Source organism: Aeromonas sp. 604443, from assembly GCF_049170315.1.
GTDB classification, from domain to species: Bacteria; Pseudomonadota; Gammaproteobacteria; order Enterobacterales; family Aeromonadaceae; genus Aeromonas; species Aeromonas veronii_A.
The window spans coordinates 352,957-366,914 of record NZ_JAAKMI010000003.1 but is presented as its reverse complement, the minus strand read 5'-3'; the positions used below and the strand labels follow the sequence as shown (position 1 = coordinate 366,914).

The window sequence follows — 13,958 nt, the reverse complement described above, 5'->3', positions numbered from 1 at the left end:
CACATACAGAGGGATCGTCATGACTGCCAAGTTTTCGTTGGACAAGGATAAAATCAAGGTTCTGCTGCTGGAGGGGGTTCATCCCAACACTGTAGAGACCTTTCGTGCCGCAGGTTACACCAGTGTGGAGTATCTCAAGACCTCGCTCTCCGAAGAGGAGCTGATCGAGCAGATCCGCGACGTCCATTTCATCGGGCTGCGCTCCCGCACCCAGATCACCGAGAAAGTCCTCGACGCAGCCAACAAGCTGGTCGCCATCGGCTGCTTCTGCATCGGTACCAACCAGGTCGAGCTGGAAGCGGCCCAGATCCGCGGTATTCCGGTCTTCAACGCCCCCTTCTCCAACACCCGTTCGGTCGCCGAGCTGGTACTGGGCGAGATCCTGCTGCTGTTGCGCGGCATCCCCGAGAAAAACGCCAAGTGCCATCGCGGCGTGTGGGAAAAACTGGCCAACCGCTCAGTGGAAGCCCGCGGCAAGAAGCTCGGCATCATCGGCTACGGCCACATCGGTACCCAGCTTGGCATCATCGCCGAAAGCATCGGCATGAAGGTTTATTACTACGATATCGAGAACAAGCTCTCGCTGGGCAACGCCATTCAGGTGCCGAGCATGGTCGAGCTGCTCAATATGTCTGACGTCATCAGCCTGCACGTGCCGGAGACCGCCTCCACCAAAAACATGATCGGTGCAGAGCAGCTGCGGATGATGAAACCGGGCGCCATCTTCATCAACGCAGCCCGCGGAACCGTGGTGGATATCGATGCGCTGGCAGACGTCATCAAGAGCGGCCATATCGCCGGCGCCGCCATCGACGTCTTCCCGGTCGAGCCCAAGTCCAATGAGGAAGAGTTCCAAAGCCCGCTGCGTGGGCTGGAGAACGTGATCCTGACCCCGCACATTGGTGGCACCACCCATGAAGCGCAGGAGAACATCGGGCTGGAAGTGGCCAACAAGCTAGTCAAATACTCCGACAACGGCTCCACCCTCTCCGCCGTCAACTTCCCGGAAGTGTCGCTGCCGGGCCACAAGGGCTCCAGCCGCCTGCTGCACATTCACCGCAACCAGCCGGGGGTGATGAACCAGATCAACCAGATCTTCGCCGAAGAGGGGATCAACATCGCCGGTCAATACCTGCAAACCAGCAGCCATATCGGTTACGTGGTGATCGACGTGGAGACCGAGCACAGCGAGAAGGCGCTCGCCAAGCTCAAGGAGATCAACGGCACCATCCGTGCCCGCATCCTCCACTGATAGCCCCTTATCTGCGCAGCAAAAAGCCCGTCGTGATGACGGGCTTTTGTATGAAGCAGAACCCAAAGGCAGCGTAGTGGCTTACCACCATCCCAACAGGTTGCGGCCCACCAGCGCGCCCCATACCAGGGCATTAAGGGCCAGCGCGATAAAGACGGCGGCAGAGCCCAGATCCTTGGCGCGACCGGAGAGCTCATGATGCTCAGAGCCAACCCTGTCTACCACAGCTTCAATGGCGGAGTTGAGGATCTCGACGATCACCACCAGCCAACTGATGACGATAAGCAGCAGGATCTGGTTGAGAGAATCCCCCAGCCAGAAGGCAAGTGGCATCAGCAACAGGATCAGCATCAGCTCCTGCCGAAAAGCCGCCTCGTTAATCCAGGCTGACTTGAGCCCCTTCATGCTGTAACCGGTTGCGTTGATGATGCGGGTGACCCCGGTTGCCCCTGGCTTTGCCACGCTATCTACCTCATTTGGAATCGATTTTGGCCTCACATCCTATCAGAGCCCCCCAAGGTTTCAATCAGGGGACTTTTGCTTTATTTTATCTCTTTGCTTTTTCGCCCCTTGCGGCTGACACCACCCACTCGAGACTTGAGTTGTATGTCCATTCACACAGATGAATTGCGCACCCGTCGCCTGGAGTCACTGATCACTCCGAGCGAGCTTGCACACGCGTTTCCGATCACCGATACCATTGCCCAGAATCTGCTGGATGCCCGTCGCGAAGTGGAAGCCATTCTAGCCGGAGACGATCAGCGCCTGCTGGTCATTGTCGGCCCCTGCTCTATTCATGATCCCGCTGCTGCTCGCGAGTATGCCCAGCGCCTCAACGCCCTGCGCGAGCAGTATAAAGAGAGCCTCTGCATCGTGATGCGCACCTACTTCGAGAAGCCGCGCACCATCGTCGGCTGGAAAGGGCTGATCAACGATCCGCGCCTCGATGGCAGCTTCGATGTCAACGAAGGGCTGAAACTGGCGCGCAAACTGCTGGTCGATATCAACGAACTGGGCATGCCAACCGCCACCGAATTCCTCGATATGGTGACCGGCCAGTATATTGCCGACCTCATCACCTGGGGCGCCATCGGCGCACGTACCACCGAATCCCAGGTACACCGCGAGATGGCTTCGGCCCTCTCCTGCCCGGTTGGCTTCAAGAACGGCACCGATGGCAATACCCGCATCGCCATCGATGCGGTGCGCGCCGCCCGTCACAGCCACATCTTCTATTCGCCGGACAAAGACGGCAAGATGACCATTTACCGCACCGCCGGTAACCCCTTTGGTCATGTGATCCTGCGTGGCGGCCACCGACCCAACTACGACACCGCCAGTGTCGATGAAGCCTGTGAAGCGCTGGCCGATGTGGGCCTGCCGGAGCGTCTGGTGGTCGATTTCAGCCACGGCAACAGCATGAAGGATCACCGCCGTCAGCTGCTGGTGGCGCAAGATATCTGCGATCAGCTGCGCCGCGGCCGTACCGGCATCGCCGGCATCATGGCAGAAAGCTTCCTGGTGGAAGGGCGTCAGGATGTGGAGAACGGCTGCGCAGCCACCTTTGGCCAGAGCATCACAGATGCCTGCCTGTCATGGAGCGACACCGAAACCCTGCTGGCGATGCTGGCAGAGGCAGCACTGGTACGCCTTGCCAAGCGGCAAGCCTGAGCCCCGATGACGAATATCGGCTGGCAGATAGTCCCCCTCGACGAGACGCTGCTGGCGCAGTGGGCAACCCTGCGCCAGCAGCTGTGGCCGCACCACGCACTTTCGGCCCACCTGCAGGAAGGGGTTGAGATGTTGGCCAATGCACATCTCAACGCCTTTCTGGCGCTGGATGAACAGAGTCAAGCGGTAGGCTTTGCCGATGCAGCCCTGCGCCACGATTACGTGAATGGCTGCAACAGCAGCCCTGTGATGTATCTGGAAGGGGTCTATGTGCAACCGGCCTCGCGCCAGCGTGGGGTGGCCCAAGCCTTGATCGCTCAGGTGGCGCAGTGGGGCCGCGAGCTGGGTTGCCGGGAACTGGCCTCCGATGCCGCCATCGACAATCTTGACTCGCAGCAGATGCACCAACAACTCGGCTTTGCCGAAACGGAGCGAGTCGTATTCTTCAAAAAGGCCCTCGGCTGACGCCAAGGGACTTTCTTGTTTCTCACAAACGGGGCATAAACCACACGCGCCCCGCCGCTTCGATGCGGTCGGTGCGGATCTGGAATACCTGCGCCAGCAGCGCCTCATCCACCAGCTCTACACCCCCTTCGCGCACCACCGCGCCCCCTTGCAGGCAGAGAATGCGGTCGGCCCAGTCGATGGCCAGATTGATATCGTGGATGGCGAGCACTACCAGCAAGCCCTGCCCGGCCAGGGTTTTCAGCAACCGCAATAGCGCCAGCTGGTGATGCAGGTCGAGCCCCGCCAGCGGCTCGTCCAGCAGCAGCACCTTGCCGGTCGGATTGAGGCTCGGCCACACCTGCAGCAAGGTGCGGGCAATCAGCACTCGCTGCTGCTCGCCCCCCGACAACCGGCTGAAGTCACGAGCCAGCAAGGCTTCCAGCTCCAATGCCTCGCACAGTGCGTTTATCGCCTCATTCTGTCTGGCGGGCGCAACCGCCTCATCGAACCCCAGGCTCAACACCTGAAACACCGGAATATGAAACAGCTGGGGCTGACGCTGGGGTAGCATGGCACGCTGCTTGGCAAGCTCGGGCCAACTCAGGTCAGTAAGCACTTCCCCCCCCAGCAGCACTGTGCCATCGGCGGGTAAAATCCCCGCCAGCGCCCCGAGCAGGGTCGACTTGCCACTGCCATTGGGGCCAAGCAGCGCCACCAACTGGCCGCCATGCCAACGGATATTGAGGGGAGAGAGCCGTCCGGCAATGGCGAGCTCGCGCGCCTCCAGCAGCGGCGCAGTAGCACCAGAAGAAACCGGCATGTGATCAGCGGGCGACATCGGCATCTTGCCTCAACAACGGGTAAATAAGGTGACTGCGCGCCCCGACCAAATCATGCAGAACCATCAGCAGTTTGCCTCAATAGCAGATAGATAAAGAGCGGCGCCCCCACCGAGGCGGTGATGACCCCTATAGGCAACTCCCCCGCGCTCAGGGTGGATCGAGCAACCAGATCGGCTGCCAGCAGCAGGGCCCCGCCACCGAGCGCCGACGCAGGCAGCAGGAAACGCTGATCGCTACCGCCACAGAGCCGCAGCAGATGGGGCACCACCAGCCCGACAAAACCGATCACCCCGCACAGGGATACCGCCACCCCGGTCAGCAGACAGACCGCCAGCACCAGCCGTACTCGCATCCTGTCGACATCCATCCCCATCAGGCGGGCCTGGGTCTCCCCCAGCAGCAACTGTTGCAGCGCCTTGCCCTGCCAGCAGAGCCAGCCCAGGGTGAGCGGCAGCACCAGCCACCACCAGGCAAACTGCTGGCTGCCGTAAGAGAGGCTGCCCATCATCCAGAACATGAATTCACGCAAGGAGCCGTCGTCGGCAAAGTACATCAGCCAGGTCATGGCGGCATTGGTGAGAATACCGATAGCCACCCCAAACAGTAGCAAGCGGGCATGACCGAGACGCGCCCGGCGAGCCAGCCGAATGAGCAGCATGGTCACCAGCAGGGCGCCACCGAAGGCCGCCAGTGACAGCCCCCAGCCTGGCAGATAGACACCGAGGGATTTGACTACCGCCATCGCTACCATGGCAGCCAGTCCTGCCCCGCTTGAGACACCAAGCAGCCCGGGCTCCGCCACCGGGTTGTGCAGCATCACCTGTAGCACGGCACCGCCACAGGCAAGGGCTGCACCAGCCAAGAGGGCCAGCAAGGCGCGCGGCAGACGCAGCTCCAGCAGGATGCGCTGTTCGAGATCGCCAAGGGGCTGCCAGGGCAGCAGCACAAACTCGCCCCAGACGAGGGATAAGAGAAACAGCAGCAGGGTCAGCAGGGTCAGGCCACCGAGCCAGCGCCGCTGCCAGCGCTGCTGGCGGGCGATAAGGGAGAGGTACAAGGATGATCCCCGAATAACAAGGCTTCCCCCCAGCCCTGTCACAGCGCCGGGGAGAAGCAGGAAAAGGGCATGATAACAGTGGCTTGCCACCCAAGGTCAAGGCTGGTAACGCTTGGCCATCACGCTTATCTCGCCGCTGGCCACCAGATTTTGCAGCGCCACCAGCAAGGGCTGGCGCAGCGACTGGTGAGGTGAGTGCTTGCTCATCCCCAGATAGAGGGTCACCGGCGTGGCGGGACGGTAGTCCGCCTTGCCTATCCGGCTGGCATTTCCCTGACTCAGGGCATAGTCCACCTGACAGTCGGTGCCAATCATCAGCGGCAAGTGACCGCGCTGCACCATGCGCAGCAGCTGATCTTCGGTGGGTACTCCGTGCTTGTCGAGGCGGCTGTCACTGTTGAAGGGCTCAAAGTAGGCGGAGTTGAGCACATAGCCCACCTTCACCCCCTGCAGATCGCGGTATTGGTGGATCCGGGCCACATTGACCGGCTGACCATAAAACGCGGGCCAGCACTGGTAGTAGGCAGGCTGCAGATAGTCGATAAACTGCGCCCGCTCGGCGGTATAGGCGAGGCCAATCATCAGATCGACCTGACCGGTCTGCATCTGCTTGAGCGCCCTGCCCCACGGCATCCGTCGTACCTGCAACTCAATGCCGCTCGCCTGTTGCAACCGGCGCAGGATGTCCATGTCGAGCCCCTGCAACCGGCCATCCGCTTGCAGGATGCGAAATGGCGGCCACAGATCGGTGGCCACCGTCAGCGTCGGGGCCGCACGCACCGGCATGGCAAATAACAGTAACAACACAATCCCGCATAACTTGCCCATCCCGTCGCATACCTCGCACGGCTTATCCTGTTGGTTAAAAATACCCTCCCGCACCACGTATGAAAACCCGTGGTTCAGGGATAAAATGCGCCGGATTTTCAAGGAGAACCCTATGAACCCGATTTTCACCAGTATCGGTCTGCTGCTCTGCAGCAACGTCTTTATGACCTTCGCCTGGTACGCTCACCTCAAGAGCATGAACCATAAACCCTGGATCATTGCCGCCCTGGTGAGCTGGGGTATCGCCCTGTTCGAATACCTGCTGCAAGTGCCCGCCAACCGCATCGGCCATACGGTGATGAGCGTGGGCCAACTTAAAATCCTGCAAGAAGTGATCACACTCACCGTATTCGTCCCCTTCTCTATCTTCTATCTCAAAGAAGATCTGAAATGGGACTATCTCTGGGCAGGGCTCTGCATTCTCGGTGCGGTCTTTTTTGTCTTTCGCGAGAAACTGACCGGCGCCTGAGGCTGTACACTCAATATCATCCCGCTCATGGCATCTCATTGATCGACGAGGCAAAAAAATGGAATTGCGAGACATGTTACAGATCCTGGCCAAGCAGGATGGCTCAGACCTCTATCTGTCGACCGGCGCGCCCCCCTGCGCCAAATTTAACGGCGGCCTGCGCCCCCTCAACGAAACGCCGCTGGAGCCGGGTGAAGTGGCGCGGATCGCCGCCGAGATCATGGATGGCGAGCAGAAGCAGCAGTTCGAGAAGGATCTGGAGATGAACCTCGCCATCTCCCTGCCCCAGATCGGCCGCTTTCGGGTCAACATCTTCAAGCAGCGCAACGAAGTCTCTCTGGTGGCCCGCAACATCAAGACCGAAATCCCCCGCTTTGAAGATCTCAAACTCCCGCCTGTGCTGCTCGACACCATCATGGAGAAACGCGGTCTGGTGCTGTTTGTCGGCGGTACCGGCTCGGGTAAATCTACCTCGCTGGCAGCGCTTATCGACCATCGCAACCGCAACAGCGGCGGCCACATCATCACCATCGAGGATCCGGTGGAGTTCGTTCATCGTCACCGCAAGAGCATCATCAATCAGCGGGAAGTGGGCGTGGACACCCGCAGCTTCCACGCTGCGCTGAAAAACACCCTGCGTCAGGCGCCGGACGTCATTCTTATCGGCGAGATCCGCGATCGCGAGACCATGGAGCATGCGCTGGCCTTCTCCGAAACCGGCCACCTTGCCATCTCCACCCTGCACGCCAACAACGCCAACCAGGCGCTGGATCGCATCATCAACTTCTTCCCCGAGGAGCGCCGTCCACAACTGCTCAACGATCTGGGCAACAACCTCAAGGCCTTTGTCTCCCAGCGGCTGGTGAAAACCACCGATGGCGGCCGCCGGGCCGCAGTGGAGATCATGCTCGGCACCCACACCATCCGCGACATGATCAAGCGCGGCGAATTTGGCGGCCTCAAAGAGGTGATGGAAAAGTCCAAAGCCCTCGGCATGGTCACCTTCGACAGTGCCCTGTTTGATCTGGTGGTGGAAGGGGTAATTGAGGAAGAAGAGGCGGTGAAGAACGCCGATTCGGCCAACAACCTGCGCCTCAAGATCAAGCTGTGGAAGGAGAAGGGACAGATAGCCAGCAGCAGTGATGCCACCGGCTGGAGTCTGGAGCCAACAAAGGATGAAAAGGACGATCTCTTCTGATCGCTCCCTCCCGTGCCTCAACAGGCACGGGGGCATTATCTCCCTCTCACACTTTCGCAAAGTGTCTTCCAGACCACTTAACACCAACGGCGAACGCGCTGGCAATACGCCACATACTCGTCACCAAAGCGGGCGCTTAGCAGCCGCTCCTCCGGCATGATCTGAAAGCGAGTTAACCAGGCCACCAGCACGATTGGCCCAACCCAGACCCACATCCCGCCGAGATAACAGCCCCAGGCGGCCAGCCAGCAGAGCAAGCCCAGATACATGGGATTGCGGCTGACACGATAGACGCCACAGGTCACCAGACGGCTGGTGTGCTGCGGTTTGGTGGGGCTGACCGTGGTCTGGTGGTGACGAAACCGTTGCAGGGCCCCAAAGCCCATGATGGCCCCCGCCACGACCAGCACAGCCATCAGCGTCATTGCCCAGATACCGGGCTGGCTCTCCCCTCTTAGCCACCACATGGCCCCTGCACAGAGCAGGAAGATCAGCGGTGGTGGCAAACGTAACTCAAGATTGACCATTTTCTTCCCCTGACGAGTGTCGGCCGAACCCGTGTTGCGGTAGACTCCCAACCAGTCAGCACCTGTTGAGAGTGACAAAGATCATAATAATAACAACAAGTTGTGGTTAAACCACCACCAATGTGGCCGACCCCGTCCAAACTATCCAACGCGAACAACAAAAAGGAATCACCATGCACAAGAAAACTCTGCTGGCTACCCTGATCTTCGGCCTGCTCGCGGGCCAAGCCGTTGCGGCTCCCTATCTGCCCCTTGCGACGGATCATCGAAACGGCCAGGAGCAAACCGCCAGCAACGCCTGGTTGGAAGTGGATCTGGGCGCCTTTGAACACAATATCCAGACCCTCAAGGATCGTCTCGGTGACAAAGGCCCGCAGATCTGCGCCATCATGAAGGCCGACGCTTATGGTCATGGCATCGACCTGCTGGTCCCCTCCGTGGTCAAGGCCAATATCCCCTGCATCGGCATCGCCAGCAACGAAGAGGCGCGCGTCGCCCGCGAGAAGGGCTTTACCGGCCGTCTGATGCGGGTGCGTGCTGCCACCCCGGATGAAGTAGAGCAGGCCCTGCCCTACAAGATGGAGGAGCTGATCGGCAGTCTGGTCAGTGCCCAGGGTATCGCCGATATCGCCCAGCGCCACCACACCACCATTCCGGTGCATATCGCGCTCAACTCCGCCGGCATGAGCCGCAACGGCATCGACCTGCGTCTGGCCGATGCCAAGCAGGATGCGCTGGCCATGCTCAAGCTAAAGGGGATCACCCCGGTCGGCATCATGACCCACTTCCCGGTTGAGGAGAAAGAGGACGTCAAGATGGGGCTGGCCCAGTTCAAACTGGACTCCCAGTGGCTACTGGAAGCGGGCAAGCTGGATCGCAGCAAGATCACCATCCACGCCGCCAACTCCTTCGCCACCCTGGCCGTGCCGGACGCCTACTTCGACATGGTGCGCCCGGGCGGCCTGCTCTACGGTGACTCCATCCCCTCCCACACCGAGTACAAGCGGGTGATGGCATTCAAGACCCAGGTCGCCTCGGTCAACCACTATGCCGCGGGCAACACCGTCGGTTATGACCGCACCTTTACTCTCAAGCGTGACTCCTGGCTCGCCAACCTGCCGCTGGGCTACTCCGATGGCTATCGCCGCGCCCTCAGCAACAAGGCCTATGTGCTGATCCAGGGTCAGAAGGTGCCGGTGGTCGGCAAGACCTCCATGAACACCATCATGGTGGACGTGACCGACCTGAAGGGTGTGAAACCCGGTGACGAGGTGGTGCTGTTTGGCCGTCAGGGTGACGCCGAAGTGAAACAGGCGGATCTGGAGGAGTACAACGGCGCCCTGCTGGCGGACATGTACACCATCTGGGGCTACACCAACCCCAAGAAGATCAAACGCTGATCACGCGATATGAAAAAGGGCTCCCGCGGGAGCCCTTGTTGTTATTGCTTCATTGTCTGCCGCGCTCAAGCGGCCTTTTTACGGGTCACAAACAGACTCAGCCCCATGGATGCCAGCAGGATCAACGCGACTACGCCCAGTGCTATGCCAGTCGGGATCTTGAAGATATCCAGCAGCAGCATCTTGACCCCGATAAACATCAGGATCAGCGCCAGACCGTATTTGAGCAGGGCGAAGCGATCAGCCACACCCGCCAGCAGGAAGTACATGGCACGCAGACCCATGATGGCGAAGATGTTGGAGGTCAGCACGATGAAGGGATCCGTGGTCACCGCGAAGATGGCCGGGATACTGTCCACCGCGAAGATGAGATCGCTCACCTCCACCAGCACCAGGATCAGCAGTAGCGGAGTGGCATAGCGCACACCGTCACGCCAGACGAAAAACTTCTCCCCTTCCAGGGTCTCGGTCACCTTGAAGCGACGGCGCATCCAGCCCAGCAGCGGATTGTTGGCCAAGTCCGGCTCCTTGTCGGCCGCCCACAGCATCTTGGCACCGGTCAGCAGCAGGAAAGCGCCGAACAGATAGAGGATCCAGTGGAACTGCTCGATGAGCCAGCTACCCGCGAACACCATACCGGCACGCATCACGATGGCACCCAGTACTCCATAGAGCAGCACCCGGCGCTGTAGCTCGGCCGGAATGGCAAAGTAACCGAACAGCATCAGCCAGACAAAGACGTTGTCCACTGCCAGCGCTTTCTCGATGAGGTAGCCGGTGAGGAACTCCAACCCCTTCTGATTGGCGATTTCACGACCCGCGCTGTGATCCAGCCAGAGCCAGATAGCCAGGTTGAAGAGCAGCGCCACGCTGACCCAGACGAGGGACCAGACACCCGCCTCTTTGAGGGACACCTTGTGTGACTTGCCGCCACCGACAAAGCGTATGTCTATCCATAACAGGACCAGCACTATGCTGAAGAAACCGGTCCACATCCACCATTCACCCATTTTCACTTCTCCCAAAAACGACAAAACCCACGACCGAGAGGCGTGGGTTTGCGTTTGGAGCAGATACACCTTGCCTCTCGGCAAGGTCTCACTTACAGCTGATTTACATCAACTGCCCGGCTGCCGGGTGCACTGCAGGATATGGGTGCACCGTAATGACGACAAACCGGCGGGAAGTTACTCCCCTTGTTGCGCGGATAGTAGCAGCGGTAAAAGATAACGCCAAGAGGCATCTTCACTACCGCCAGAAATAAATCGGGGCCCCATCAAGGAGCCCCGCAAGCAGATTCAACACAGCCCCATCAGAGCGGGTCGACCTTGAGGCAGGAGACCGCGTGATCGAAGTTCCCCTCCAGCACGGGGCGGGTCTTGGCGCACTCGGGGCCAGCCACCGGGCAGCGGGTGCGGAACACGCAGCCTGACGGCGGATTCATCGGCGATGGCAAATCCCCCTCCAGGATCTGGATCACCTTGTTGCGCTCCAGCTCAGGGTCCGGGATCGGCACCGCTGACATCAGCGCCTTGGTGTAGGGGTGCAACGGGTTGGCGAAGATCTCCTTGCGAGTCCCCAGCTCAACGGCGTTGCCCAGATACATCACCAGCACCCGATCGGAGATATGTTTGACCACCGACAGATCGTGGGCGATGAAGATGAGCGACAGCCCCATCTCCTTTTGCAGGGATTTGAGCAGGTTGACCACCTGCGCCTGAATGGATACGTCAAGCGCCGACACCGGCTCGTCGCAGATGATCATCTTGGGCTCGAGGATCAGCGCCCGGGCAATCCCGATCCGCTGGCACTGGCCGCCGGAGAACTCGTGCGGATAGCGGTTGACCAGGTTGGGCAACAACCCCACCTTGCTCATCATGGCGCGCACCTTCTCTTTCACCTCTTCCCGCGGCAGGTTGGGGTAGAAGGTGATGAGCGGCTCGGCAATGATGTCGCCGATGGTCATGCGCGGGTTCAGGGAGGCCAGCGGGTCCTGGAAGATCATCTGGATCTCTTTGCGCTTCTCGCGCAGGGCATTCTGATCGAGCTTGGTGAGATCGTCACCCAGCCACACCACCTTGCCATCGGTGGCCGGTACCAGACCGATGATGGCGCGGGCAAAGGTGGACTTGCCGCAGCCGGATTCCCCCACAACACCAAGAGTTTCACCCTCATAGAGACGCAAGGTCACGCCATCGACCGCCTTGAGATCAGACGGCTTGGCCCAGGGCCACGCCTTGCCACTCTTGATACTGAAGTGAACCTTGAGGTCAGACACTTCCAACAGCAATTTTTTGTCGGCACCCATTTAGTTGGCCCCCTTGTTGATGGCATCCGAAACCCAGTGACAGGCACGCTCTCGACCGTCGTTGAACGGGGTCAGAACTGGTGACTGCTGGCCGCAAATCTCGCTGACCCGGTGGCAACGCTCCTGGAAGGGGCAGCCGGTCGGCAGACGCAGCAGGTTGGGCGGATTGCCCGGGATGGTGGGCAGCACTTCCCCTTCGGTATCGAGGCGGGGAATGGCGCGCAGCAAGCCTTCGGTATAGGGGTGGCTCGGGCGATAGAAAATATCGTCTACCTTGCCGTACTCCATGGTACGACCGGCATACATCACCAGCACCTTGTTGCAGATACCGGCGACCACGCCAAGGTCGTGGGTGATCATGATGATGGCGGTGTTGAACTCGCGCTTGAGCTCGTTCATCAGGGTCATGATCTGGGCCTGCACGGTCACGTCGAGCGCGGTGGTCGGCTCGTCGGCGATCAGCAGTTGCGGCCGGCAGAGCAGCGCCATGGCGATCATCACCCGCTGACGCATACCGCCGGAGAACTCGTGGGGATACATCCCCATCCGCTTGCGTGCTTCAGGAATTTTGACCGCATCGAGCATCCGTACCGACTCTTCGAACGCTTCAGCCTTGCTGACGCCCTTATGCAACATCAGCACTTCCATCAGCTGATCCTGCACCTTCATGTAGGGGTTGAGCGAGGTCATGGGGTCCTGAAAGATCATGGCGATCTTCTCGGAGCGGATCTTGTTGAGCTTGGACTCCGGCAGGTTGAGGATCTCCTCACCCTGAAACTTGGCGGAACCGGTAATAATGCCGTTTTTGGCCAGCAGCCCCATGATGGCAAAGGCCGTCTGGGATTTGCCGGAGCCAGACTCGCCGACAATCCCCAAGGTTTCACCCGCAGAGAGAGAAAAGTTGAGGTCGTTGACCGCCACCACATTGCCGTCCGGGGTCTTGAACTCGACCCGCAGATCTTTCACATCCAGTAACTTCATATAAAAACTCCTTATCGATCTTTCGTGATGCTTTCCTGTCGATCCGATGCTCGATTAACGATCTTTCGGATCGAGGGCGTCACGCAGACCATCCCCGAGGAAGTTGAAGCAAAACAGGGTCACCACCATAAAGCAGGCGGGGAACAGCAGTTGCCAGATGGCCACTTCCATCGACTTGGAGCCTTCATCCAGCAGGGCACCCCAGCTGGTCATCGGTTCCTGAACTCCAAGGCCCAGGAAACTCAGGAAGGATTCAAACATGATCATCCCCGGCACCAGCAAGGTGGCGTAGACGGCCACGATACCGAGTACGTTCGGTACGATGTGACGGGTGATGATCTTCCACTTGGAGACGCCACAGACGTGGGCTGCCTCGATAAACTCCTTGCTCTTGAGGCTGAGAGTCTGGCCCCGCACGATACGCGCCATGTCGAGCCAGCTCACCGCCCCGATGGCGATAAAGATGAGCGCCAGATTGCGGCCAAAGAAGGTGACCAGCATGATGACGAAGAACATGAAGGGGAAAGCGTTGAGGATCTCCAGTACCCGCATCATCAGGCTGTCGACCCGCCCGCCGATAAAGCCGGAGGCCGCACCATACAGGGTGCCGATGATGACCGCCACCATGGCGCCCATGATGCCGACCATCAGGGAAATACGGCCACCCAGCAGGGTGCGCACGAACAGATCGCGCCCCAGGCTGTCGGTACCGAAGTAGTGACCCGCTTCCATATCCGGCGGCGACTGCATGGCGCCCCAGTCCGGATCGTCAAAGGTGTATTGGGACAAGTGGGGGCCAAAGATGACCGCCAGACCGATGATGGTCAGAATGATCAGGCTGGTCAGGGCCGCCTTGTTGCGCAGGAAACGGCGACGGGCATCCTTCCACAGGGAACGTCCCTCCACCACTTCCACTTTTTGCGCGAACGCCTCGACGGCATCGCGTTTTTCAGTTGAAACAACCATGATGAACTCCCG

General features: G+C 59.8%; 15 protein-coding genes. 6 read left to right on the top strand and 9 right to left on the bottom strand.

Going from position 1 to position 13,958, the window contains the following annotated elements:
* Positions 1 to 19: 19 nt before the first annotated feature.
* Positions 20 to 1,252: a phosphoglycerate dehydrogenase gene (serA, locus tag G5380_RS07180; RefSeq protein WP_162632474.1), complete on the top strand. Its 1,233-nt coding sequence runs from the start codon at positions 20 to 22 to the stop codon at positions 1,250 to 1,252.
* Positions 1,253 to 1,333: 81 nt separating this feature from the next.
* Here the strand turns inward: serA and G5380_RS07175 are convergent, their stop codons facing one another.
* A complete protein-coding gene (locus G5380_RS07175) occupies positions 1,334 to 1,714 on the bottom strand; it encodes a diacylglycerol kinase (RefSeq protein WP_005337641.1) in 381 nt (126 codons plus the stop codon).
* Positions 1,715 to 1,858: 144 nt separating this feature from the next.
* Here G5380_RS07175 and G5380_RS07170 point away from each other — a divergent pair, with 144 nt between their 5' ends.
* The gene (locus tag G5380_RS07170; protein WP_213386391.1) at positions 1,859 to 2,923 is read left to right on the top strand and encodes a 3-deoxy-7-phosphoheptulonate synthase; all 1,065 of its coding nucleotides are present in this window, start codon (positions 1,859 to 1,861) and stop codon (positions 2,921 to 2,923) included.
* Positions 2,924 to 2,929: 6 nt separating this feature from the next.
* Positions 2,930 to 3,388, top strand: coding sequence for an aminoglycoside 6'-N-acetyltransferase (aac(6'), locus tag G5380_RS07165; RefSeq protein ID WP_139464053.1), 459 nt, complete (start codon positions 2,930 to 2,932; stop codon positions 3,386 to 3,388).
* A gap of 22 nt (positions 3,389 to 3,410) precedes the next feature.
* Here the strand turns inward: aac(6') and G5380_RS07160 are convergent, their stop codons facing one another.
* The 3 genes from G5380_RS07160 to G5380_RS07150 form a co-directional block, all read right to left on the bottom strand.
* A complete protein-coding gene (locus G5380_RS07160; RefSeq protein ID WP_421352578.1) occupies positions 3,411 to 4,208 on the bottom strand; it encodes an ATP-binding cassette domain-containing protein in 798 nt (265 codons plus the stop codon).
* Positions 4,209 to 4,261: 53 nt separating this feature from the next.
* Positions 4,262 to 5,269 carry a vitamin B12 ABC transporter permease BtuC gene (btuC, locus tag G5380_RS07155; RefSeq protein WP_421352577.1) on the bottom strand — a complete coding sequence of 336 codons (1,008 nt, stop codon included), beginning with the start codon at positions 5,267 to 5,269 and terminating at the stop codon, positions 4,262 to 4,264.
* A gap of 96 nt (positions 5,270 to 5,365) precedes the next feature.
* Positions 5,366 to 6,097 carry a substrate-binding periplasmic protein gene (locus G5380_RS07150; RefSeq protein ID WP_021230624.1) on the bottom strand — a complete coding sequence of 244 codons (732 nt, stop codon included), beginning with the start codon at positions 6,095 to 6,097 and terminating at the stop codon, positions 5,366 to 5,368.
* Between the two features lie 112 nt (positions 6,098 to 6,209).
* On the opposite strand from G5380_RS07150, the gene G5380_RS07145 reads away from it, so the two are divergent.
* Positions 6,210 to 6,566: a DMT family protein gene (locus G5380_RS07145; RefSeq protein WP_005337656.1), complete on the top strand. Its 357-nt coding sequence runs from the start codon at positions 6,210 to 6,212 to the stop codon at positions 6,564 to 6,566.
* Positions 6,567 to 6,624: 58 nt separating this feature from the next.
* Entirely contained in the window at positions 6,625 to 7,764 is a 1,140-nt protein-coding gene (gene tapW, locus G5380_RS07140) for a type IVa pilus ATPase TapW (protein ID WP_421260231.1), read from the top strand.
* A gap of 77 nt (positions 7,765 to 7,841) precedes the next feature.
* Here the strand turns inward: tapW and G5380_RS07135 are convergent, their stop codons facing one another.
* Positions 7,842 to 8,291 carry a methyltransferase family protein gene (locus G5380_RS07135; RefSeq protein ID WP_421208710.1) on the bottom strand — a complete coding sequence of 150 codons (450 nt, stop codon included), beginning with the start codon at positions 8,289 to 8,291 and terminating at the stop codon, positions 7,842 to 7,844.
* A gap of 173 nt (positions 8,292 to 8,464) precedes the next feature.
* Between G5380_RS07135 and alr the strand changes: the two genes are divergently transcribed.
* Positions 8,465 to 9,691: an alanine racemase gene (gene alr / locus G5380_RS07130; RefSeq protein WP_103422279.1), complete on the top strand. Its 1,227-nt coding sequence runs from the start codon at positions 8,465 to 8,467 to the stop codon at positions 9,689 to 9,691.
* A gap of 65 nt (positions 9,692 to 9,756) precedes the next feature.
* Here the strand turns inward: alr and G5380_RS07125 are convergent, their stop codons facing one another.
* The 4 genes from G5380_RS07125 to oppC all read right to left on the bottom strand — a co-directional run bounded on the left by G5380_RS07125 (position 9,757) and on the right by oppC (position 13,946).
* A complete protein-coding gene (locus tag G5380_RS07125) occupies positions 9,757 to 10,701 on the bottom strand; it encodes a TerC family protein (protein WP_421352576.1) in 945 nt (314 codons plus the stop codon).
* 302 nt (positions 10,702 to 11,003) lie between these two features.
* On the bottom strand, positions 11,004 to 11,999 hold the full coding sequence (gene oppF / locus G5380_RS07120) for a murein tripeptide/oligopeptide ABC transporter ATP binding protein OppF (RefSeq protein WP_005337666.1): 996 nt from the start codon (positions 11,997 to 11,999) through the stop codon (positions 11,004 to 11,006).
* Positions 12,000 to 12,980 (bottom strand): ABC transporter ATP-binding protein, encoded by a 981-nt coding sequence (locus tag G5380_RS07115; RefSeq protein WP_100646210.1) that lies wholly within the window; start codon positions 12,978 to 12,980, stop codon positions 12,000 to 12,002.
* Between the two features lie 54 nt (positions 12,981 to 13,034).
* Entirely contained in the window at positions 13,035 to 13,946 is a 912-nt protein-coding gene (gene oppC / locus G5380_RS07110; protein WP_005337670.1) for an oligopeptide ABC transporter permease OppC, read from the bottom strand.
* Positions 13,947 to 13,958 lie beyond the last annotated feature (12 nt).